Source organism: Salmonella sp. WC3 (assembly GCF_042932255.1).
Taxonomy (GTDB): domain Bacteria; phylum Pseudomonadota; class Gammaproteobacteria; order Enterobacterales; family Enterobacteriaceae; genus Salmonella; species Salmonella enterica.
In genome coordinates, this window is sequence record NZ_CP170629.1 from 2,493,844 (window position 1) to 2,515,204 (window position 21,361).

General features: G+C 52.4%; 13 protein-coding genes and 3 pseudogenes. 9 read left to right on the top strand and 7 right to left on the bottom strand.

Translation table 11 applies throughout. The features are described from left to right. Window positions 1-1,488: pseudogene (smvA, locus tag ACFK9X_RS12060) on the bottom strand (methyl viologen efflux MFS transporter SmvA). Between the two features lie 117 nt (window positions 1,489-1,605). Between smvA and ACFK9X_RS12065 the strand changes: the two are divergent. The 7 genes and pseudogenes from ACFK9X_RS12065 (at window position 1,606) to ACFK9X_RS12095 (ending at window position 11,527) form a co-directional block, all read left to right on the top strand. Then, window positions 1,606-2,184, top strand: coding sequence for a TetR family transcriptional regulator (locus tag ACFK9X_RS12065; protein ID WP_151116546.1), 579 nt, complete (start codon window positions 1,606-1,608; stop codon window positions 2,182-2,184). Between the two features lie 212 nt (window positions 2,185-2,396). Continuing rightward, window positions 2,397-3,784, top strand: a pseudogene (locus tag ACFK9X_RS12070) (NarK family nitrate/nitrite MFS transporter). A 91-nt stretch (window positions 3,785-3,875) separates the two neighbouring features. After that, window positions 3,876-7,615, top strand: a pseudogene (locus ACFK9X_RS12075) (nitrate reductase subunit alpha). Continuing rightward, complete coding sequence (gene narH, locus ACFK9X_RS12080) at window positions 7,612-9,156, top strand: nitrate reductase subunit beta (protein WP_151116548.1); 1,545 nt, start codon at window positions 7,612-7,614, stop codon at window positions 9,154-9,156. The pseudogene ACFK9X_RS12075 and the gene narH overlap by 4 nt, the downstream one beginning before the upstream one ends. Next, window positions 9,156-9,803, top strand: coding sequence for a nitrate reductase molybdenum cofactor assembly chaperone (narW, locus tag ACFK9X_RS12085; protein ID WP_151116550.1), 648 nt, complete (start codon window positions 9,156-9,158; stop codon window positions 9,801-9,803). Before narH ends, narW begins: the two co-directional genes overlap by 1 nt. Before the next feature lie 44 nt (window positions 9,804-9,847). Next, the gene (gene narI / locus ACFK9X_RS12090; protein WP_151116552.1) at window positions 9,848-10,528 is read left to right on the top strand and encodes a respiratory nitrate reductase subunit gamma; all 681 of its coding nucleotides are present in this window, start codon (window positions 9,848-9,850) and stop codon (window positions 10,526-10,528) included. A gap of 105 nt (window positions 10,529-10,633) precedes the next feature. Beyond that, entirely contained in the window at window positions 10,634-11,527 is an 894-nt protein-coding gene (locus tag ACFK9X_RS12095) for a PhzF family isomerase (RefSeq protein WP_000804298.1), read from the top strand. Window positions 11,528-11,562: 35 nt separating this feature from the next. On the opposite strand, the gene nhoA is transcribed toward ACFK9X_RS12095, so the two are convergent. Next, a complete protein-coding gene (gene nhoA, locus ACFK9X_RS12100; RefSeq protein ID WP_151116554.1) occupies window positions 11,563-12,408 on the bottom strand; it encodes an N-hydroxyarylamine O-acetyltransferase in 846 nt (281 codons plus the stop codon). Window positions 12,409-12,688: 280 nt separating this feature from the next. Next, entirely contained in the window at window positions 12,689-13,321 is a 633-nt protein-coding gene (steA, locus tag ACFK9X_RS12105; protein ID WP_151116556.1) for a type III secretion system effector SteA, read from the bottom strand. Between the two features lie 512 nt (window positions 13,322-13,833). On the opposite strand from steA, the gene ansP reads away from it, so the two are divergent. After that, window positions 13,834-15,327, top strand: coding sequence for an L-asparagine permease (gene ansP / locus ACFK9X_RS12110; RefSeq protein ID WP_000857112.1), 1,494 nt, complete (start codon window positions 13,834-13,836; stop codon window positions 15,325-15,327). A gap of 76 nt (window positions 15,328-15,403) precedes the next feature. Here the strand turns inward: ansP and ACFK9X_RS12115 are convergent, their stop codons facing one another. Together ACFK9X_RS12115 and ACFK9X_RS12120 are read right to left on the bottom strand one after the other, a co-directional pair. After that, entirely contained in the window at window positions 15,404-15,625 is a 222-nt protein-coding gene (locus tag ACFK9X_RS12115) for a YgdI/YgdR family lipoprotein (RefSeq protein WP_000732362.1), read from the bottom strand. 144 nt (window positions 15,626-15,769) lie between these two features. Next, complete coding sequence (locus tag ACFK9X_RS12120) at window positions 15,770-16,831, bottom strand: YncE family protein (RefSeq protein ID WP_151116560.1); 1,062 nt, start codon at window positions 16,829-16,831, stop codon at window positions 15,770-15,772. A gap of 263 nt (window positions 16,832-17,094) precedes the next feature. On the opposite strand from ACFK9X_RS12120, the gene pqqU reads away from it, so the two are divergent. Then, the gene (pqqU, locus tag ACFK9X_RS12125) at window positions 17,095-19,215 is read left to right on the top strand and encodes a TonB-dependent receptor PqqU (protein WP_151116562.1); all 2,121 of its coding nucleotides are present in this window, start codon (window positions 17,095-17,097) and stop codon (window positions 19,213-19,215) included. A 55-nt stretch (window positions 19,216-19,270) separates the two neighbouring features. On the opposite strand, the gene mcbR is transcribed toward pqqU, so the two are convergent. Together mcbR and ACFK9X_RS12135 are read right to left on the bottom strand one after the other, a co-directional pair. After that, a complete protein-coding gene (mcbR, locus tag ACFK9X_RS12130) occupies window positions 19,271-19,936 on the bottom strand; it encodes a colanic acid/biofilm transcriptional regulator McbR (RefSeq protein ID WP_001119592.1) in 666 nt (221 codons plus the stop codon). A gap of 333 nt (window positions 19,937-20,269) precedes the next feature. Then, complete coding sequence (locus ACFK9X_RS12135) at window positions 20,270-21,307, bottom strand: NADP-dependent oxidoreductase (protein WP_151116563.1); 1,038 nt, start codon at window positions 21,305-21,307, stop codon at window positions 20,270-20,272. Between the last annotated feature and the right edge of the window lie 54 nt (window positions 21,308-21,361).

Below are 21,361 nucleotides of genomic sequence, written 5' to 3' on the forward strand. Positions count from 1 at the left end.
TTATCGGCGTTGGGCTTTTGCCAGGCTGAACCACATCCCTACCGCCAGCAAAAGAAGCATACTCCCGGCGCTGCTTAACGCCACGCTATGCGACCAGATAAAGGCGTGTCTGGCGGCGTCCAGTATTGTCTGCCCCAGCGTGGGCGGCAGGCTATTCGCCAACTGCACGGCTTCTCCCATTGAAGATGACGCTCTGGCAATCTCTTGCGCCTCAAGCCCGGCAGGCAGACGGATAGACGCGGAGAAGCTACGGCTTAACAACAGACCGAAAATGGCAATGCCCAGTCCCGCGCCCAGTTCATAAGCCATCGTTTCTATCGCGCCGGCCGCCGCCGCTTTTTCTGCCGGCGCAGCGGCCATAATTGCCGACGTGGAAGCCAGCAATGCGCTGGCGGCGCTAAATCCCAGCAGCGCCATCAGCCCCCAGGCCTGCCATTGTTGGGTGCTGAAATCCGTCATCGCCAGGCCATAAAAACTCAGCGCGCTTAACGCCATGCCGCCCGTCGCGACCAGCCGTAGTCCCAGACGCGAGACCAGCACGCCCGCAATCGGCCCGCTGAATCCACTGGCGACCATCACCGGCAGCATAAATACCCCGGCCTCATAAGGCGATAGCCCGTGAACAAACTGTAGCTCTTGCGCCATCAGCAGCTCAAAGCCCACCAGAGTGATCATCGCGGTCATCGCCATCACGACGCCGCTCAGGATAATGCGATGGGTAAATAGTCGCATATCAATCATCGGACGCGATGTCGCAAGCTGTGTGCGGATAAAGAGTCCCAGGAGCAGCGTGCCGGTAAGCAGGGTAAACGAGATGACCCACAGCGACAAATGCCCTTTCAGCGCGGTTTTAGCGCTATAGACCAACAGCAAAATGGCAATAATCAGCATCACCGCATGGCCAAGATTGAGCGGTTGATCGCGACGGCCCGCCTGGCGAGGAACATAACGGGCGGTTAAGCCCATGACGACCAGCACAATCGGCACGTTGATCAGGAAAACCGATCCTCAGTAAAAATGCTCTAATAATATGCCGCCGATGAGCGGCCCAAACGCCGCTCCGCCCGAACCTACCGCTGCCCAGACGCCCAGCGCCATGTTGCGATGCTTCTCTTCACAAAAGGTGGCGCGTATCCCGGCCAGCGTCGCCGGTACAATCATCGCCGCGCCAATAGCCAGTAATACCCTGGTGGCGATAAGCCAACTGGCGGTATGCGAAAACGCCGCCGCCAATGATGCCAGGCCAAAGAGCGTCCCGCCCAGCATCAGCAGGCGTTTAAAACCGATACGATCGCCAAGCGCGCCCATCGGCAACACCATGCCAGCCATGACCAAAGAATAAATATCAATGATCCACAGCAGCTCGTTGCCGCTGGCCCCCAGTGTCATACTCAGTGTCGGCGCGGCGACATGCAAGACCGTGGCATCAATGGCGACAGGAATATAGACCAGCACAATAATGACTAACGTTAACCACTGACGAAACATAACTCTCCCTTCAAAAACTCAAATTTGGACGCCTGTCCAGTTTCAGGATCCTACGGTAAGTTGAACGAATGTCCAGCTTTTTGTTACACTGCGCGTATTGGCTAATGTGGGGAAAATATGAGTTACCTTAACCGGGATGAACGCCGCGAAGTGATCCTGCAAGCGGCGATGCGCGTGGCGCTGGCAGAGGGGTTTGCCGCCATGACGGTGCGACGAATCGCATCAGAAGCCGATGTCGCCGCCGGCCAGGTGCATCACCACTTCAGCTCGGCGGGCGAGCTCAAAGCGCAGGCCTTTGTCCATTTGATCCGTACCCTGCTTGATGCCGGGCAAGTTCCGCCGCCCGCCACCTGGCGTGCACGGCTTCACGCTATGTTGGGTAGCGAAGACGGCGGCTTTGAGCCTTACATAAAATTGTGGCGAGAGGCGCAAATTCTGGCCGATCGGGATCCGCACATCAGAGATGCTTATCTCCTCACGATGCAGATGTGGCATGAGGAAACGGTCACTATTATCGAGCAGGGCAAACAGGCAGGAGAATTTACGTTTACTGCTAACGCCCCGGATATCGCCTGGCGGCTTATCGCACTGGTGTGCGGGCTGGACGGTATGTATGTATTGGGTATTCCGGAAATGGCCGATCCCTCGTTTAAATACCATTTGGATCGGATGATTACGCTTGAACTCTTTGCGTAAAGTTACAAATAATTTAATAAAATTACTTTTAGTTTACAAATAGTAACAATTAAGAAACATCATATCTCCTCTTCGCGCCGCGCTGACCTGGTTTTTTATCTATTCTTTCACTCAATATTCTAAAAAAACTTCAATAAGTTCTCAAAAGAGCGCGTGACGCTCTGTCTCTTTTTTGTGTTTTTTTCAAATGATATGCGCATGTGAGGGGTAAAATGACACGACAAAACGAGAATTATAACCGTTATCTCTTGAGTGACTGGCGACCCGAAAATCCAGCCTTCTGGGAGAATAAAGGGAAAGGCATCGCCAGAAGAAACTTATGGATTTCAGTAAGTTGTTTGCTCCTTGCATTTTGCGTCTGGATGTTGTTTAGCGCTGTTGCCGTCAACCTCAATAAAATTGGATTTAATTTTACCACCGACCAACTCTTTTTATTAACCGCACTACCTTCTCTTTCCGGCGCAATATTACGCGTTCCCTACTCCTTTATGGTACCACTGTTTGGTGGCCGTAAATGGACCGTATTAAGTACCGTAATATTGATTATTCCCTGCGCCTGGCTGGGATTCGCCGTGCAAAATCCTGCCACCCCTTTCGGGGTATTTATGCTCATCGCTCTGTTGTGCGGTTTTGCGGGGGCAAACTTCGCGTCCAGTATGGGCAACATCAGTTTTTTCTTTCCAAAAGCCAGACAAGGTAGCGCGTTGGGTATTAACGGCGGACTGGGAAATCTTGGCGTCAGTGTGATGCAGTTGATTGCGCCGCTGGTTATTTTTCTGCCGATATTTACTTTTTTAGGCGTCCGGGGCGTGCCGCAACCTGATGGCTCCCTGCTCGCTCTCACTAACGCCGCCTGGATCTGGGTGCCGTTACTGGCTGTCGCGACGCTTGCCGCCTGGTTTGGTATGAACGATATCGGCAGTTCAAAAGCGTCTGTCGTCTCGCAATTGCCGGTGCTAAAACGTCTGCACCTGTGGCTGCTTAGCCTGTTGTACCTGGCGACATTCGGGTCATTCATCGGCTTTTCCGCAGGTTTCGCCATGCTCGCCAAAACGCAATTTCCCGACGTAAACATTCTGCAACTGGCGTTCTTTGGCCCCTTTATCGGCGCGCTGGCGCGATCGGCAGGCGGCGTGATCTCCGATAAATTCGGCGGCGTTCGCGTCACGCTCATTAATTTTATCTTTATGGCGCTGTTTACCGCCTTGCTATTCCTCACGCTGCTGGCTCCGGCGCAGGCAGCTTTAGCGCGTTCTATCTTGTTTTTATGGGCCTGTTTTTGACAGCGGGTCTCGGCAGCGGTTCTACCTTTCAGATGATTGCGGTGATCTTCCGTCAGATCACGCTCTACAACGTCAAACTGCGCGGCGGGAGCGATGAGCAGGCGCAGCGCGAAGCGGTGACGGATACCGCCGCCGCGCTCGGTTTTATCTCCGCTATTGGCGCTGTGGGCGGCTTCTTTATTCCAAAAGCGTTTGGCACCTCTTTGGCCTTGACCGGCTCGCCGGTGGGCGCCATGAAAATCTTTTTGCTGTTTTACATCGCTTGCGTCCTGCTGACCTGGCTGGTCTACGGGCGTCGTAAGCCTAAACAACAATAACAACATACGCACCTGTAGGACGGCCATCCGGCAATGGTTTAACGCCAAATCGACAGGATGGCGGAAAATTTATCGAAGCAGGAGAAATGTCATGAGTAAACTGTTGGATCGCTTTCGTTACTTTAAACAAAAAGGCGATACCTTTGCCGACGGCCATGGTCAGGTGATGCATACCAACCGCGACTGGGAAGACAGTTATCGCCAGCGCTGGCAGTTTGATAAGATCGTGCGCTCAACCCACGGCGTCAACTGCACGGGCTCCTGTAGTTGGAAAATTTATGTCAAAAATGGTCTGGTGACGTGGGAAACCCAGCAAACCGACTACCCGCGCACGCGTCCCGATTTACCGAACCATGAACCGCGCGGCTGCCCGCGCGGCGCCAGCTACTCCTGGTATCTCTATAGCGCCAATCGTTTGAAATACCCTCTGGTGCGTAAGCGGCTGATAGAACTGTGGCGCGAGGCCCTTTCCCGGCACAGCGATCCGGTACTGGCATGGTAATCTATAATGAACGACCCGCAAAAATGCCAAAGTTACAAACAGGTGCGCGGACATGGCGGCTTTATTCGTTCGAACTGGAAAGAGCTGAATCAGCTCATTGCCGCTGCTAACGTCTGGACAATCAAAACCTATGGTCCGGATCGTGTGGCGGGGTTTTCACCTATTCCGGCAATGTCGATGGTTTCTTACGCCGCCGGAACACGCTATCTGTCATTGCTTGGCGGTACTTGTCTGAGCTTCTATGACTGGTATTGCGATCTTCCACCCGCGTCGCCAATGACCTGGGGCGAGCAGACTGACGTGCCGGAGTCCGCCGACTGGTATAACTCAGCCTACATTATTGCCTGGGGCTCTAACGTGCCGCAGACGCGTACCCCGGACTCCCACTTCTTTACCGAAGTGCGCTACAAAGGCACTAAGACGATCGCCATCACCCCGGACTATTCCGAAGTCGCTAAACTGTGCGATCAGTGGCTGGCGCCAAAGCAAGGTACCGACAGCGCGCTGGCGATGGCCATGGGTCACGTCATTTTGAAAGAGTTTCATCTCGATAATCCCAGCGACTATTTCCTTAACTATTGCCGCCGTTATACCGACATGCCGATGTTGGTCCTGTTGGATGAGCGCGCAGACGGCAGTTATGTACCGGGGCGTATGATGCGCGCGTCGGATCTGGTGGATGGACTGGGAGAAGCCAATAATCCGGAATGGAAAACCGTCGCGCTCAACAGTACGGGCGAACTGGTCGCGCCCAACGGTTCTATCGGTTTTCGCTGGGGCGAAAAGGGAAAATGGAACCTGGAACCGGTGGCGGCGGGCGTCGAAACTGAACTGTCGCTCTCTTTACTCGGTCAGCATGATGACGTGGCGGGTGTCGCCTTCCCCTATTTTGGCGGTAACGAAAACCCACATTTCCGCAGCGTGCGGCAGGAACCGGTGCTGGTACGTCAGTTACCGGTGAAACGCCTGGCTCTGGCGGACGGTAGCGAGCGGATGGTCGTCAGCGTTTACGATCTGGTGCTGGCGAATTATGGGCTGGATCGTGGTCTGGATGACTGCCATAGCGCCAATAATTATAACGACGTAAAAGCCTACACGCCGGCCTGGGGCGAACAGATTACCGGCGTGCCGCGTCGACATATCGAAACTATTGCGCGTGAATTTGCCGAGACCGCCCATAAAACTCACGGTCGCTCAATGATCATCCTCGGCGCGGGAGTGAATCACTGGTATCACATGGATATGAATTACCGTGGGATGATTAACATGCTGGTGTTCTGCGGTTGTGTTGGACAAACCGGCGGCGGCTGGGCGCATTATGTCGGCCAGGAGAAGCTGCGGCCGCAAACCGGCTGGCTGCCGCTGGCCTTCGCGCTGGACTGGAATCGCCCGCCGCGTCAGATGAACAGTACCTCGTTTTTCTACAACCATGCCAGCCAGTGGCGCTATGAAAAACTGACTGCGCAAGAGTTGCTGTCGCCGTTGGCCGATCCGGCTAAATTTTCCGGACACCTGATCGATTTCAACGTGCGCGCGGAACGTATGGGCTGGCTACCCTCGGCGCCGCAGCTTAATCTTAACCCGCTCAGCGTGAAAGCGAGCGCCGATAAAGCCGGGCTGTCTGCGGCGGATTATACCGTGCAGGCGTTGAAATCAGGCGCTATCCGTTTTGCCTGCGAACAGCCTGACAGTGGTCATAATCACCCGCTAAATTTATTTGTCTGGCGCTCTAACCTGCTCGGCTCCTCCGGGAAAGGTCATGAGTACATGCTCAAATATCTGCTGGGCACAGACAGTGGTATCCAGGGCGAAGCGCTGGGCTCCAGCGAAGGAATTAAGCCTGAAGAGGTGGAATGGCAGTCCGCCGCGATTGAGGGCAAGCTCGATCTGTTGGTCACGCTTGATTTCCGTATGTCCAGTACCTGTCTGTTTTCCGATATCGTCTTGCCGACCGCCACCTGGTATGAAAAAGACGATATGAATACCTCGGATATGCATCCGTTTATCCCCCCCTTTCCGCCGCGGTCGATCCTGCCTGGGAATCCAAAAGCGACTGGGAGATCTACAAAGGCATCGCCAGCGCCTTTTCTGAAGTGTGTGTCGGACACCTCGGACAGGAAACCGATGTGGTGTTACACCCGCTCCAGCATGATTCCCCGGCGGAACTGGCGCAGCCATTTGATATTCTCGACTGGCGTAAAGGCGAGTGCGAACTTATTCCGGGCAAAACCGCCCCCAATATCGTCGTGGTTGAACGCGATTATCCGGCCACCTATGAACGTTTTACCTCGCTGGGTCCCCTGCTGGATAAATTAGGCAACGGCGGTAAGGGGATTGCCTGGAATACGCAAGATGAAGTCGATTTCCTCGGTAAGCTCAATTACACCAAACACGATGGCCCGGCGAAAGGACGTCCACGGATCGACACCGCGCTGGATGCCTCGGAAGTGATTCTTGCCTTAGCGCCGGAAACTAACGGCCAGGTGGCGGTGAAAGCCTGGCAGGCGCTGGGCGAGATGACCGGGCGCGAGCACACCCATCTGGCCATCAATAAAGAAGATGAGAAAATTCGCTTTCGTGATATCCAGGCGCAACCGCGCAAAATTATCTCCAGCCCGACCTGGTCAGGACTGGAAAGCGAGCATGTCTCTTATAACGCCGGCTATACCAACGTACATGAACTGATCCCGTGGCGCACGTTGTCGGGGCGGCAACAACTCTATCAGGATCATGCGTGGATGCGCGCTTTTGGCGAAAGACTGGTGGCATATCGTCCGCCGATTGATACCCGCAGCGTCAGCGAAATGCGAGAAATTCCGCCCAACGGTTTCCCGGAAAAAGCGCTTAACTTCCTGACGCCGCACCAGAAATGGGGAATTCACTCCACCTACAGCGAAAACCTGCTGATGCTGACCTTGTCGCGCGGCGGGCCGATTGTCTGGATCAGCGAAGCCGATGCCCGTGAACTGGGTATTGAAGATAACGACTGGATTGAAGCCTTCAACGCTAATGGCGCCCTTACCGCTCGTGCGGTGGTCAGCCAGCGCGTCCCGCCGGGTATGACCATGATGTACCACGCCCAAGAGCGGATTATGAACATTCCGGGTTCGGAAGTCACCGGGATGCGCGGCGGGATCCATAACTCCGTGACCCGGGTCTGTCCAAAACCGACGCATATGATCGGCGGCTATGCGCAACTGGCTTACGGCTTCAACTATTACGGAACCGTGGGTTCGAATCGCGATGAATTCATCATGATCAGGAAGATGAAAAACATTAACTGGCTGGATGATGAGGGCCGGGATCAGGTACAGGAGGCGAAAAAATGAAAATACGCTCACAGGTTGGGATGGTACTGAATCTCGATAAATGTATTGGCTGTCACACCTGCTCCGTCACCTGTAAAAACGTCTGGACCGGACGTGAAGGGATGGAATACGCATGGTTCAATAACGTCGAAACTAAACCGGGTATCGGCTATCCCAAAAACTGGGAAGACCAGCAGGAGTGGCAAGGCGGTTGGGTTCGTGATGTTAATGGCAAGATAAGGCCCCGTCTGGGCGGCAAAGTAGGGGTAATTAGCAAAATTTTCGCCAACCCGGTGATTCCGCAAATCGATGATTACTATGAACCCTTTACCTTCGATTATCAGCATTTACATAATGCGCCGGAGAGTAAGCATCAGCCCACTGCCCGTCCTCGTTCACTGATTGACGGAAAACGGATGGACAAGGTGAACTGGGGGCCAAACTGGGAAGAGCTGCTCGGCGGCGAGTTTGAAAAACGCGCCCGCGACCGCAACTTCGACAACATACAAAAAGAGATGTACGGTCAGTTCGAAAACACCTTCATGATGTACCTGCCGCGCCTGTGCGAACACTGCCTGAACCCCAGTTGTGTCGCCACCTGCCCAAGTGGCGCTATTTATAAGCGTGAAGAAGACGGCATCGTGCTAATCGACCAGGATAAATGCCGGGGCTGGCGTTTGTGTATCAGCGGCTGCCCGTACAAAAAAATCTACTTTAACTGGAAGAGCGGCAAGTCTGAGAAGTGCATATTCTGCTATCCGCGTATTGAATCCGGTCAGCCGACCGTTTGTTCGGAAACCTGCGTCGGGCGCATCCGTTATCTTGGCGTTCTGCTCTATGACGCCGACAGGATTGAAGAAGCGGCCAGTACCGAACACGAGACAGATTTGTATGAACGTCAGTGCGATGTGTTTCTCAATCCGCACGATCCGGCGGTCATCGAAGAGGCGCTTAAACAAGGCATCCCGCAAAACGTCATCGACGCCGCCCAACGGTCGCCGGTGTACAAAATGGCGATGGACTGGAAGCTGGCGCTTCCGCTGCACCCGGAATACCGTACCCTGCCGATGGTCTGGTACGTACCGCCGCTATCGCCCATCCAGTCATACGCTGACGCGGGCGGGTTGCCGCACAATGGCAATATTCTGCCGGCGGTGGAAACGCTGCGTATTCCAGTCCAGTACCTGGCCAATATGCTCAGCGCGGGCGATACCGGCCCGGTCATTCGGGCGCTAAAGCGGATGATGGCGATGCGCCACTACATGCGCTCGCAGACGGTTGAAGGCGTGACGGATACCCGCGCCATTGAGGAAGTCGGTCTGAGCATACAACAGGTTGAAGAGATGTATCTCTACCTGGCGATTGCCAATTATGAAGATCGTTTTGTCATTCCCACCAGCCACCGGGAAATGGCGCGCGATGCCTTTCCGGAGCGCAACGGCTGCGGCTTTACTTTTGGCGACGGTTGCCACGGGTCGGATACCAAATTCAACCTGTTCAACAGTAGCCGTATTGATGCCATCAATATCACCGAAGTACGTGATAAAGCGGAGGGGGAATAATGCAAATCCTCAAAGCGATTGGCCTGTTGATGGAGTATCCGGACGACGAGTTGTGGGAATGTCGGGATGAAGCGCTCACCCTTATCCAACACGATGCGCCAATGCTGGCCGACTTCACTCGCGAGCTGCTTTATGCGCCGTTACTGGATAAACAAGCAGAATGGTGTGAAGTGTTTGACCGCGGGCGCGCCACTTCATTGCTGTTATTCGAGCATGTTCATGCGGAGTCCCGCGATCGCGGCCAGGCGATGGTCGATTTGTTAAGCCAGTATGAAACCGTGGGCCTGCAGCTCAACTGCCGCGAACTGCCGGATCACCTGCCGCTCTATCTGGAGTACTTAAGCGTGTTGCCGGAAGCGGAAGCGCGCGAGGGATTACAGAATATTGCCCCTATTCTGGCGCTACTGGGCGGTCGTCTGAAACAGCGAGGAGCGCCGTGGTATCAACTGTTTGACGCCCTGCTGACGCTGGCGGGCAGTACGCTTACAAGTGACAGTGTCACCAAACAGATTGTTCAGGAATCGCGGGATGATACCCGTCAGGCACTGGATGCCGTCTGGGAAGAAGAACAGGTGAAGTTTATCGAAGATAACGCCACGACCTGTGACAGTTCACCGTTACACCATTATCAACGACGCTTTAGCTAGGACGCGGCGCCGCAGTACGTCGACGTCAGCGCGGGAGGCCCGAAATGATACAGTACCTGAACGTCTTTTTTTACGACATCTACCCCTATATTTGCGCCACGGTATTCTTCCTTGGCAGTTGGCTGCGCTATGACTACGGACAATATACCTGGCGCGCGTCGTCCAGCCAGATGCTGGATAAGCGCGGGATGGTGATATGGTCGAATCTGTTCCATATTGGCATTCTGGGGATCTTTTTTGGCCATCTGTTTGGAATGCTGACGCCACACTGGATGTATGCCTGGTTCCTGCCGATTGCGGTAAAACAGCAGATGGCGATGATCCTCGGCGGCGTGTGCGGCGTATTAACGTTGATCGGCGGCGCGGGATTACTGTGGCGTCGTCTGACCAATCAGCGTGTTCGGGCGACATCCACTACACCAGATATTATCATCATGAGCATTTTGCTGATTCAGTGCCTGCTTGGCCTGAGCACCATTCCGTTTCCGGCGCAATATCCGGATGGCAGCGAAATGATGAAGTTGGTGGGCTGGGCGCAAAGTATTGTCACCTTCCGCGGCGGGTCTTCGGAAATGCTGAACGGTGTGGCGTTTGTTTTCCGCGTTCATCTGGTGCTGGGAATGACTATTTTCCTGCTCTTCCCGTTCACCCGTCTGGTTCATGTCTGGAGCGCGCCGTTTGAGTATTTCACCCGTCGCTACCAGATTGTTCGTACCCGCCGCTAATTCTCTTTGACCGGGGGTACGCTTACCGGGCAAAGAAAAACGCCTGGGCGTCGTCATTCGGCAACGCACAGGCTATGATGATTCTTCAGTCAAAGGAGAACATCAATGAAACCGCAGATTTACCATGTTGACGCCTTCACCAGCGAACCCTTTCGCGGCAACTCTGCTGGCGTTGTCTTACATGCGGATACGCTAAGCGACGCGCAGATGCAGCTGATTGCCCGTGAACTTCGTCACTCGGAAACCGCCTTTTTGCTAAAAAGCGAAGAAAGTGATGTGCGCATACGCTATTTTACACCGACAGTAGAAGTCCCCATCTGTGGTCATGCCACCGTGGCCGCGCATTATGTTCGGGCAACGGTACTGGGGTTGGGAAACACCACCGTCTGGCAAACCTCGTTAGCGGGCCGTCATCGCGTTGAAATTCATGCCGAACACAACGACTATCGCATCACGCTGGAACAAGGTCAGCCCTCTTTTGAACCACCGTTAGTCGGAGAGATTCGGGCTGCCATCATCACCGCACTGAACCTGACTGAAGATGATATCGTGCCGGGAGCGCCAATTCAGGTGGCTTCAACAGGACATGCAAAAGTGATGATCCTGCTCAAACCAGACGTTGATATTGATGCCCTTTCTCCGAATCTGGCAGCCCTGACGGCAATCAGCCAGCAAATTGGCTGTAACGGCTTTTTTCCTTTCCAGATTCGTCCGGGAAAAAACGAAACCGATGGGCGAATGTTTTCCCCGGCGATAGGAATTGTGGAAGATCCGGTAACGGGAAACGCCAATGGCCCGATGGGGGCATGGCTCGTCCATCATGGCCTGATGGCGCATGACGGTAAAACGCTGCAGATTCAAGGCCATCAGGGGCGCGCTTTAGGCAAAGAGGGTACTGTTGATGTTACCGTCACCATTCGCGATAACCAGCCGGAAAACGTCACCATCTCCGGCCAGGCGGTCATTCTGTTTCATGCCGAATGGGCCATTACTTTTTAATCTTTGTCAGGCCCGCAAATCCTCGCGGCAAAAAATTATTTTCCCGCCTCCGGATGGGTATCAAATGCAGCCATTACCGCGGCCAGCTCCGCCTCGGTAAAACCGTGCTTTACATCATTTACGCCGAGACCAAACTGCTGCTGAAGTAACTGATACAACGACGGTACATCCGGTACATTGACCTGTTCAACGGCATGTCCCTGGTGGTAACGCGTGAAGTGGAAATTCGTTAATGTCAGCTTGCCGCCATCAGGCAAATGGCGGCACATCAACAAATGATGACGAAAATGGGATTGCGACCAGTGAGCCGACCAGAAATTGCCCATTACATGATCGCTCTGCTGCTGCACCCCCAGATCAAAACAGTACATCGACTGCCAGTGCTCATGGTGGCGGAATTGTAAAATCCATGTGCACCCCTCCTGCATCAGGCGGTATTCGCCATGCGGCGTTTGCTGAGCAATTTCAGCCTGCAGACGAAGCGGCGCGGTTAGCGTTTGGCCGCCAAACCCCACGTCCGCGATCCACTGCTCATCCTCCACATCAACCAGCAGCAAACGGTGCGTGCGTGGCGGTAAACTGGCGGGATGAGACAGAATGACCCGCCCCAATAAGCTTCGGACGTTAAAACCGATGTCGCGTAACGCACGTTCAAACAGGCCATTCAGTTCAAAACAGTATCCACCGCGTCGGGCATAAAGCAGTTTCTCCTCTAATGCCGTTTCATCGAGCTGTATTTCACGAGGCAGTAGCACATCCAGATTTTCAAAAGGAATCGCGCAGTTGTGCGCTAAGTGAAGCGTTCTGAGCGCTTCAACCGTAGGAACCCCCAACGGCTGACAATGTAATCGCGTAAAATAAGCATGTAAAAAAGAGGTCATCTGAGGCTTCCATTAACATTAATGCTTGCGTTCGGCACACAGGCTGAGGCGGATATCGCTGCGCAACAGGATACCCTATCCGTGGAATAGCGTTGGATACTTTTGAAAAAATAAGACAGGCCGACTGTCGCGCCGGAGGTACGTGGGATTTTGGCGTACAACGGAAATCGGTTCTGAGAATCTCCTTGCGACACGCCGCCAAAATAGCGGCGTGTTAAAATTTTTAACGCCAGCTCAGCGAGTCTGATTTCTAACAAAACTGGCTAAACATAAACGCTTTTTAATAATTGTCCAAATAGTTATGGTAACGATCTTTTATGTCGGCCGCCCGTTGCGCTTCCGCCTCGCCCATGCTGTTGGCCCAAGCGATATAATGTTCTAAACTCGGAATGGCGCCTAATGCCTGAGGTAAGGCATTATATTCTGCTATTCGCTCTCTGACGGTTTTATATTTTTCATCAATATCATAATTATAGTACGCTGGCGCCTCAAAAAAGCCCTCTTCCAGTCTCATACAGATATCTTCAAAGGACCCCTTAACCTCAACGGTATGTTCGCCATCCGATATCCTGACGATTGGCTCACGTCCAGCCATCAGCGAGAGTTGTTCGAATGTTAACATCCGACCATCAGAAAGCTCGACATCTATAATAAATTGTTCATCACGTACAGCATCTGCAAGGTGATTATGGATATTCCCTGCATTGGCACAGAACTCATCAACTTTAGGCGTAACATTGCAATAATGTTCAATTACTCGCGTAAATCCGTAGGCCAGTCCTGCGGTAAGCACATACAAGATGCCTTTCATGATTTTTGTTGATAATTTATTTTCATAATCTCCTGCAGCAACATGAGGTAGCTTATTTCCTGATAAAGCTCTGGCATAGGTAGAAACTGATGTATATGGCATATCCTGCTCCTTCAAATTTTGCTCAATAGCTTTATATGTCCTACTCCTCTCTCATTATGACGATATGTCAATCAACAAAATTGCTCAAAGGCATACATTTTCAGGAGAAAATGAGAATAACAGGCGCAACGGCCTGATCTTATGCTGCTTCAATATCGTCAGGTGGTTTATCGTTCGAGGTCATATCTATGACCATAAATCCCTGCAGGGATTAACCCTGATTAATTATTGCGCAACGCAATCACTGCGGATTTGTGCTGGCGTCTTATCTGCCTGAATCGTGACCACACCGCACCACATCTGACCACACAAATAAACTCGACATCCTCATTTTGTTCTTTCCGTATGTTTTGCGTCATTTAACAATTGCAGGTAGGATGCTCCGCCGGCGGTTTTATCCCTGTCACAGAATCAGGGAAAAGCGGCATTCGCCATTGCAGGCAATCGATTGGTGAGCGCCCGTCGCGGCATAAGGAATTTTTCTGTCAGGACAGGCTATAACAGGTAACGTAATGAAAACACAGACTACGCACGCCGCAGAACAACATGCGGCGAAACGACGCTGGCTGAACGCCCATGAAGAGGGGTATCACAAAGCGATGGGGAATCGTCAGGTTCAGATGATTGCTATCGGCGGCGCGATTGGCACCGGTTTATTTTTAGGTGCAGGCGCCCGATTGCAAATGGCCGGACCGGCACTGGCGCTGGTCTATCTGATATGCGGCATTTTTTCTTTTTTCATTTTACGCGCGCTGGGCGAACTGGTATTGCACCGCCCTTCCAGCGGGAGCTTCGTCTCTTACGCCCGTGAGTTTTTGGGTGAAAAAGCGGCCTATGTCGCAGGCTGGATGTACTTTATTAACTGGGCGATGACCGGGATCGTCGATATCACCGCAGTGGCGTTATACATGCACTACTGGGGCGCATTTGGCGACGTCCCGCAATGGGTGTTCGCGCTCGGCGCGTTAACCATTGTCGGTACCATGAACATGATCGGCGTAAAATGGTTTGCCGAAATGGAGTTCTGGTTCGCGCTGATAAAAGTACTCGCCATTGTTATCTTCCTGGTGGTAGGCACGATTTTTCTCGGTACCGGTCAACCGCTTGAGGGTAATGCCACCGGTTTTCACCTGATTACAGATAATGGCGGCTTTTTCCCGCACGGCCTGTTGCCCGCGCTGGTACTGATTCAGGGCGTGGTGTTCGCTTTTGCGTCGATTGAACTGGTCGGTACCGCCGCTGGGGAGTGCAAAGATCCACAGACGATGGTGCCAAAAGCCATCAATAGCGTGATCTGGCGTATTGGTCTTTTCTATGTAGGATCGGTCGTATTGCTGGTTTTGCTGCTGCCGTGGAACGCCTATCAGGCGGGGCAAAGTCCGTTTGTCACCTTCTTTTCTAAACTTGGCGTGCCTTATATCGGCAGTATTATGAATATCGTGGTGTTAACCGCCGCGCTTTCCAGCCTGAACTCCGGGCTTTACTGTACGGGGAGAATTTTACGTTCAATGTCGATGGGGGGTTCCGCGCCGAAATTCATGGCGAAAATGAGCCGTCAGCATGTGCCCTATGCGGGTATTCTGGCGACTCTGGTGGTTTACGTGGTTGGCGTGTTCCTGAATTACCTGGTCCCCTCCCGCGTGTTTGAGATCGTTCTTAATTTTGCCTCGCTCGGCATTATCGCGTCGTGGGCGTTTATCATGGTGTGCCAGATGCGTTTACGCCAGGCGATAAAAGAAGGCAAAGCCGCAGACGTCAGTTTTAAACTGCCCGGCGCGCCTTTTACCTCCTGGCTAACGCTGCTGTTTTTACTAAGCGTGCTGGTACTTATGGCGTTTGACTACCCGAATGGAACTTACACTATCGCCTCGTTGCCGCTGATCGCCATTCTGCTGGTCGCCGGCTGGTTTGGCGTGCGACGTCGCGTGGCGGAGATCCATCGAACTGCGCCAGTGACGGCGGATTCGACAGAGAGTGTCGTATTGAAAGAAGAAGCAGCGACATAACATTCCCCTTCCCCGGCAGCCCCAGGCCTGCCGGGTTTAATGCGCGTTGCCGCCAACACCGCATCGCGCCCAATGCTTAGTCAGCCTTAATCAACTGCGCCACATCATTGCTGTTAATTTCCCGCTGGTTGCCTTCCTGATCGGTATAACTGGTCATCCCCGTCTCTTTATCTAACTGCGGCTTACCCTGAGTTACGATCGTTTGCCCATTTTTCGTCGTCATCACATAGTTGGTTGTGCAACCCGCAAGCATAAAAAACATCATGCCCAAACCTGAGCATATAAATAACTTTTTCATATTTTCCTCGTGAATATAATGAGTTAACTACAGCAAAAAGGCAGTGTAATTCTCACAGAATCATCAGGCTATCGGCGGGGTGTAACGAGGCGTATCGGTGCGTTTAAAGAGATGACTGGAGGGGGTTCCCCCTCCATACCCTATTTACAGAGCAATGCGAATAACATCATCCGGCTGCGTCGCTTCCTGTTCACGTGTCGATTTCTGCTTCACGCTGACGTAGAGCGTTTTACCGTCTGCCGATAGCGCCAGACTATTCGGGTACGTCGGCGTATCGAACGTTTTAACAACGTTATAGGTCTTCGCATCGATCACGCTGACCTGCCCTGCCTGACGGTGCGTCACATACGCCTCGTTACGTGTCGGGTTATACAGGACGGCCAAAGAGGCAGGCGCCGCGATTTTGGCAAGAATATTGCCATTACGGGTATCGACAACCAGAACCTCAGTCGCCTTCGAGTCGGTGATAAACGCGCGATGACCTGCGGTATCGAGACTCAGGTTAATAAAGAAGTGTTCTTTACTGTCATCCAGCAACTTCTTACGACTGAGAATTTTATTGCTGGCGGTATCGATGGTGATAAATTCGCCATCCGCATTGGTGGTGTACAGGCGTTGCGCTTTACTGTCGAGCGCCAGACCCGTACTCATTTTGCCGGTATTTTCGATCGTCGTTTTCAGTTTGATGGTTTCGCCATCCACTACCCAAATAGCACTCTCTTTACCAACACCGCTAATGTAGATCGTGTTGGTAGACGCATCGGCAACCAGTTCACGGGGCTGTAACGGACGAACCTCTTCAGTACGTTTGCGCGCATCAAGTACCAGACGACCTTTTACATCACCCGTTTTGGCATCAATCGCGGTAACAGCGCTGTTAATGGTATTGCCAAACCACAGCGTTTGGGGCGCGGCATTGATGGTGGCGCCGAACGGCTTGAGATCGTTATGAATCGCTTGCGTGATTTCCAGCGTCACCGGGTCGAGACGATAAACTACGCCGCCTTTATCCAGTTTACGGCTTTGCGATGTAGCCAGCCAGAGCGCGTTTTCTTGCTGACTCCAGGCCATCTCATAAGCGCCTTTGCCTACCGCTTTACGCAGCATGTCTTCCGCCGCCAGCGTGCTAAATGAGGATGCGACGAGGAGCGAACCTAACAATAAAGAACCACGCAGGCGCGGCGAAAAAAGATGACGTAAGTGCATGACGACTCCCTTTGATAAAAACGTGTATAGCTGCTTCACACTACTTCGCTGCGCGGGATCTTCGTTCCGCACTTATTATAAGTTGAGAATAATAATCATTATTTATCAGAAAGTGGAGCTTTTCCTCGCCTGCGAATGTCATGGCTCTTAAATACCGCACATTTTCTTAACTTAATGTGCGATTAAAATTTCAAAACTTTACATATTGACTACCCTTAATGTCACGTTTTCCGTTGATACGCTTACATTTATCCGGCATTTTCATGAAAATTATTTCCGTTAGACAGCGACTTTATCCCGCCCTCTTATTGCCTCTGACCTTCTCCCCGGTCCTTCAGGCCGCCAGCGCGCCCAATGAACAAACCATGATAGTCACCGCAACGCCGCAAACCGTATCCGAACTGGATACACCTGCCGCCGTTAGCGTCATTGAGGGGGAAGACATGCGTCTGGCGACGCCGCGCGTCAATTTATCTGAGTCTTTAACCAGCGTCCCGGGATTGCAGGTGCAAAACCGGCAGAACTACGCGCAGGATCTGCAAATCTCTATCCGTGGATTTGGCTCGCGTTCCGCCTTTGGCGTGCGCGGCATTCGTCTGTATGTTGATGGCATTCCCGCCACCATGCCGGATGGGCAAGGCCAGATTTCGAATATTGATATTAACAGCATACAAGACGTTGAAGTGTTACGCGGCCCCTTCTCAGCGCTATACGGCAATGCTTCCGGCGGCGTGATAAATGTCACCACCGAAACCGGGAGACAGCCGCCCACCCTTGAGGCCAGCAGCTACTACGGCAGTTATGGAAGCTGGCGCTATGGGCTAAAAGTCACGGGCGCGATGGGTGACGGCACACAGCCAGGCGACGTGGATTACACGGTATCAACTACCCGTTTCACCACCCACGGCTACCGCGATCACAGCGGCGCGCGAAAAAATCTGGCTAATGCCAAACTGGGCGTGCGCCTTGACGATGTCAGTAAACTCTCGCTGATTTTTAATAGTGTGGACATTAAGGCGGACGATCCCGGCGGACTTACCGAATCTGAATGGAAAGCCGATCCGCAACAGGCGCCGCGCGCTGAACAGTACAATACGCGTAAAACCATCAAACAAACTCAGGCAGGATTGCGTTATGAACGTCAGCTCAGCGCGCAGGATGATATCAGCGTGATGGCCTACGCCGGAGAGCGGGAAACCACGCAATACCAGTCTATTCCCCTGGTGGCACAGCTAAAACCAGCCCAGGCTGGCGGCGTAATTACACTGCAACGCCACTATCAGGGCATTGATTCCCGCTGGACTCACCGGGGAGAATTAGGTGTGCCGGTCACCTTCACTGGCGGAGTAAATTATGAAAATATGAGCGAAAACCGCAAGGGTTACAATAATTTCCGTCTCAACAACGGCACCCCTGAGTTTGGGCATAAAGGCGATTTACGGCGGGATGAGCGTAACCTGATGTGGAATGTCGATCCTTATCTGCAAACCCAGTGGCAGCTTACGCAAAAACTCTCACTGGATGCTGGCGTGCGCTACAGTTCCGTGTGGTTCGATTCTAACGATCACTATATCGCGCCCGGCAATGGCGATGATAGCGGCGACGCCAGCTATCACCACTGGCTACCTGCCGGATCGCTAAAATATGCGTTAACTGACGCCTGGAATCTCTATCTTGCTGCCGGTCGCGGATTTGAAACTCCCACTATCAATGAGCTTTCTTATCGCGCTGACGGCCAAAGCGGGTTCAACTTTGACCTCAAACCGTCGACCAATGATACGGTGGAAGTCGGCAGTAAAACGCGGATTGGCAATGGCTTGTTGACCGCCGCGTTATTTCAAACCGATACCGATGATGAAATTGTCGTCGCCAGTAGTATGGGAGGACGCACTACCTACAAAAACGCGGGCAAAACGCGCCGCCAGGGCGCAGAGCTCGCGTTGGACCAGCGCTTCGCCGGCGACTGGCGGGTGAAAGCATCATGGACCTGGCTGGATGCGACCTATCGCAGTAACGTTTGTCAGGGGCAAAACTGTGATGGAAACCGGATGCCCGGCATCGCCCGTAATATGGGATTCGCCTCATTAGGTTTTATCCCGGATGAGGGGTGGTACGCCGGAACAGACGTTCGGTATATGGGCGATATCATGGCCAATGATGAAAATACCGCCAAAGCGCCTTCGTATACCGTTGTTGGACTAAATACAGGGTATAAATTTAATTACAGTCAGCTTACCGTCGATATTTTTGGGCGGGTAGATAATCTATTTGATAAAGAATATATCGGTTCGGTGATCGTTAATGAATCTAATGGCCGATATTATGAGCCAGCGCCAGGGCGTAACTATGGCGTGGGGATTAATCTGGCATGGCAATTTGAATAAATATCCGGCAATAGCGGGGCATCCCCGCTATTGATTAGTCATAGTTTCATGAAAGTTACATGAAGTACTGATTTTTAATCGTCGCTACGTTTTGTTGCAAAACGTTCTGTAGGCAGTGGCGACTGGCTTCTTTATCACCAGTCACTAACGCATTAAGCAATTTTCTGTACAGATTAACGCCGTTTTGATAATCATCAAGTTTAAAATTATCATATAAAAAATGCAGACTTGGCCCCAGGCGTACCCATAATTGCTCGATCATGGCATACAGCGTTGGCATATCCGCGTAGTGGTAGATCTCAAAGCGGAATGCGCGGTTGGCCAAAAGAATTTTCTCCATAACGCCACTTTCCAGCGCCTGTTGAAATTCATCTAATAGCGCATTCAGCGTCTGCTCGCGATCCGGGGTAATCTTACCCGCAGCGGCGACCACCGCCATCTCCTCCAGGGCAGTACGAATCGTATTAATTTCCAGCAAACTTTCCAGCGAGATCTCCGGCACCATAAACGCCTGTGCTGGCGCCACCGCCAAAGCACTGGAAGAGACCAGCCTTAACAGGGCCTCACGCACCGGCGTAATACTGACGCCTAACTCTTGAGCGATATTTTTAGTGATAAGCCTTGCGCCTGGTTTTAATGCGCCAATAGACAATTGATGCTTTAACCGATTTTCAACCTGTGTGGTCAGGCTTATATGTTGTGTTTTTTCCGTACCCGGCATTTTCCTTCCTTCACCTCTTGGCAGAACAACATCGCAATCGAGTCCCGAAGAAGTTTCGGAACTTAATTGTAAAAAAGATAATCCAGGCCTGAACGGCCAAATAAATAAAAGTGATAATTTACTTGCGTGATATTCTCATCTTTTACAACAATACAGGTTTCTTTATGGCAACCGTTTTATCTCCGTCATTCCTTCATGTATCGAGATTTTTGACCGGTTCAGGCCGCTGAGGAAGATAAGCTGCCCCACCGCGATCTGAATGATGAATATAAGTAAAGCCGCAATTTTAAAATTTGCACATTTTTATGGCGACATAATGCCGCCATTTTTTCTTTACGCATCGTCCGCTAAACGTATCACGACTTTGCCAAAGTTCTTCCCCGCCAGCAGCCCCATAAACGCTTCTGGCGCATTTTCCAGCCCATCAGTAATCTGCTCCCGGTAATGTATTTTCCCTTCTTTGATCCAACGCCCCATTTCTTGCTGAAACTCATGTATCCGGTAACCATAGTCCTGGTTGATGATAAAACCTTGCAGACGAATACGCTTTTTAAGTAATGTCGCCATCAGCAGAGGCAGTCTGTCTGGACCGTCCGGCAACGCTGTCGCATTGTAGCTGCTGACCAGACCGCAGAGCGGAATCCGCGCCGACGTATTCAGTAGCGGTAAGACGGCGTCAAAGACTTTACCACCGACATTCTCATAATAGATATCGATACCCTGCGGGCAGGCCTGCGCAAGCTGTTGTGGGAAATTATCAGCGTGATGATCAAGGCACAGATCAAATCCCAAAACGTCTGTCGCATGACGGCATTTTTCCGCGCCGCCAGCAATACCCACGACCCGGCAGCCCTTCAGCTTGCCAATTTGCCCAACCGTTGCGCCTACGGGGCCGGTGGTGGCGGCGACAACCAGCGTTTCGCCCTCTTTCGGCTGACCGATATCCAGTAACCCCATATAGGCGGTAAACCCCGGCATCCCTAAAACTCCCAACGACCAGGAAGGATGTTGCGGATTATCACCCAGCTTTACCAACCCTTCGCCATCTGAAATGTCATAATCCTGCCAGCCATTGTAACTCAACACCCATTCGTCTGGTCGGTAATCAGGATGGTTCGACGCGACAACGCGACTGACCGTACCGCCAACCATAACGCAGCCAGGTTCCACAGGCGGCGCATAAGAGGGTTCATCGCTCATGCGGCCACGCATATAAGGGTCGAGTGATAAAAAAACGGTACGCAATAGCACCTGCCCTTCACCGGGCGTCGCGACGTCATCTTCTTCGAGGCGGAAGTTATCCATCTGCGGCGCGCCGTGGGGACGCGAGGCCAAAACCCAACGACGATTTCGGTTGGTCTGTTGCTTCATTCTATTCTCCTCATGCCTGGCATAATCCATCAATAATAGTCGAACATTAGCTTT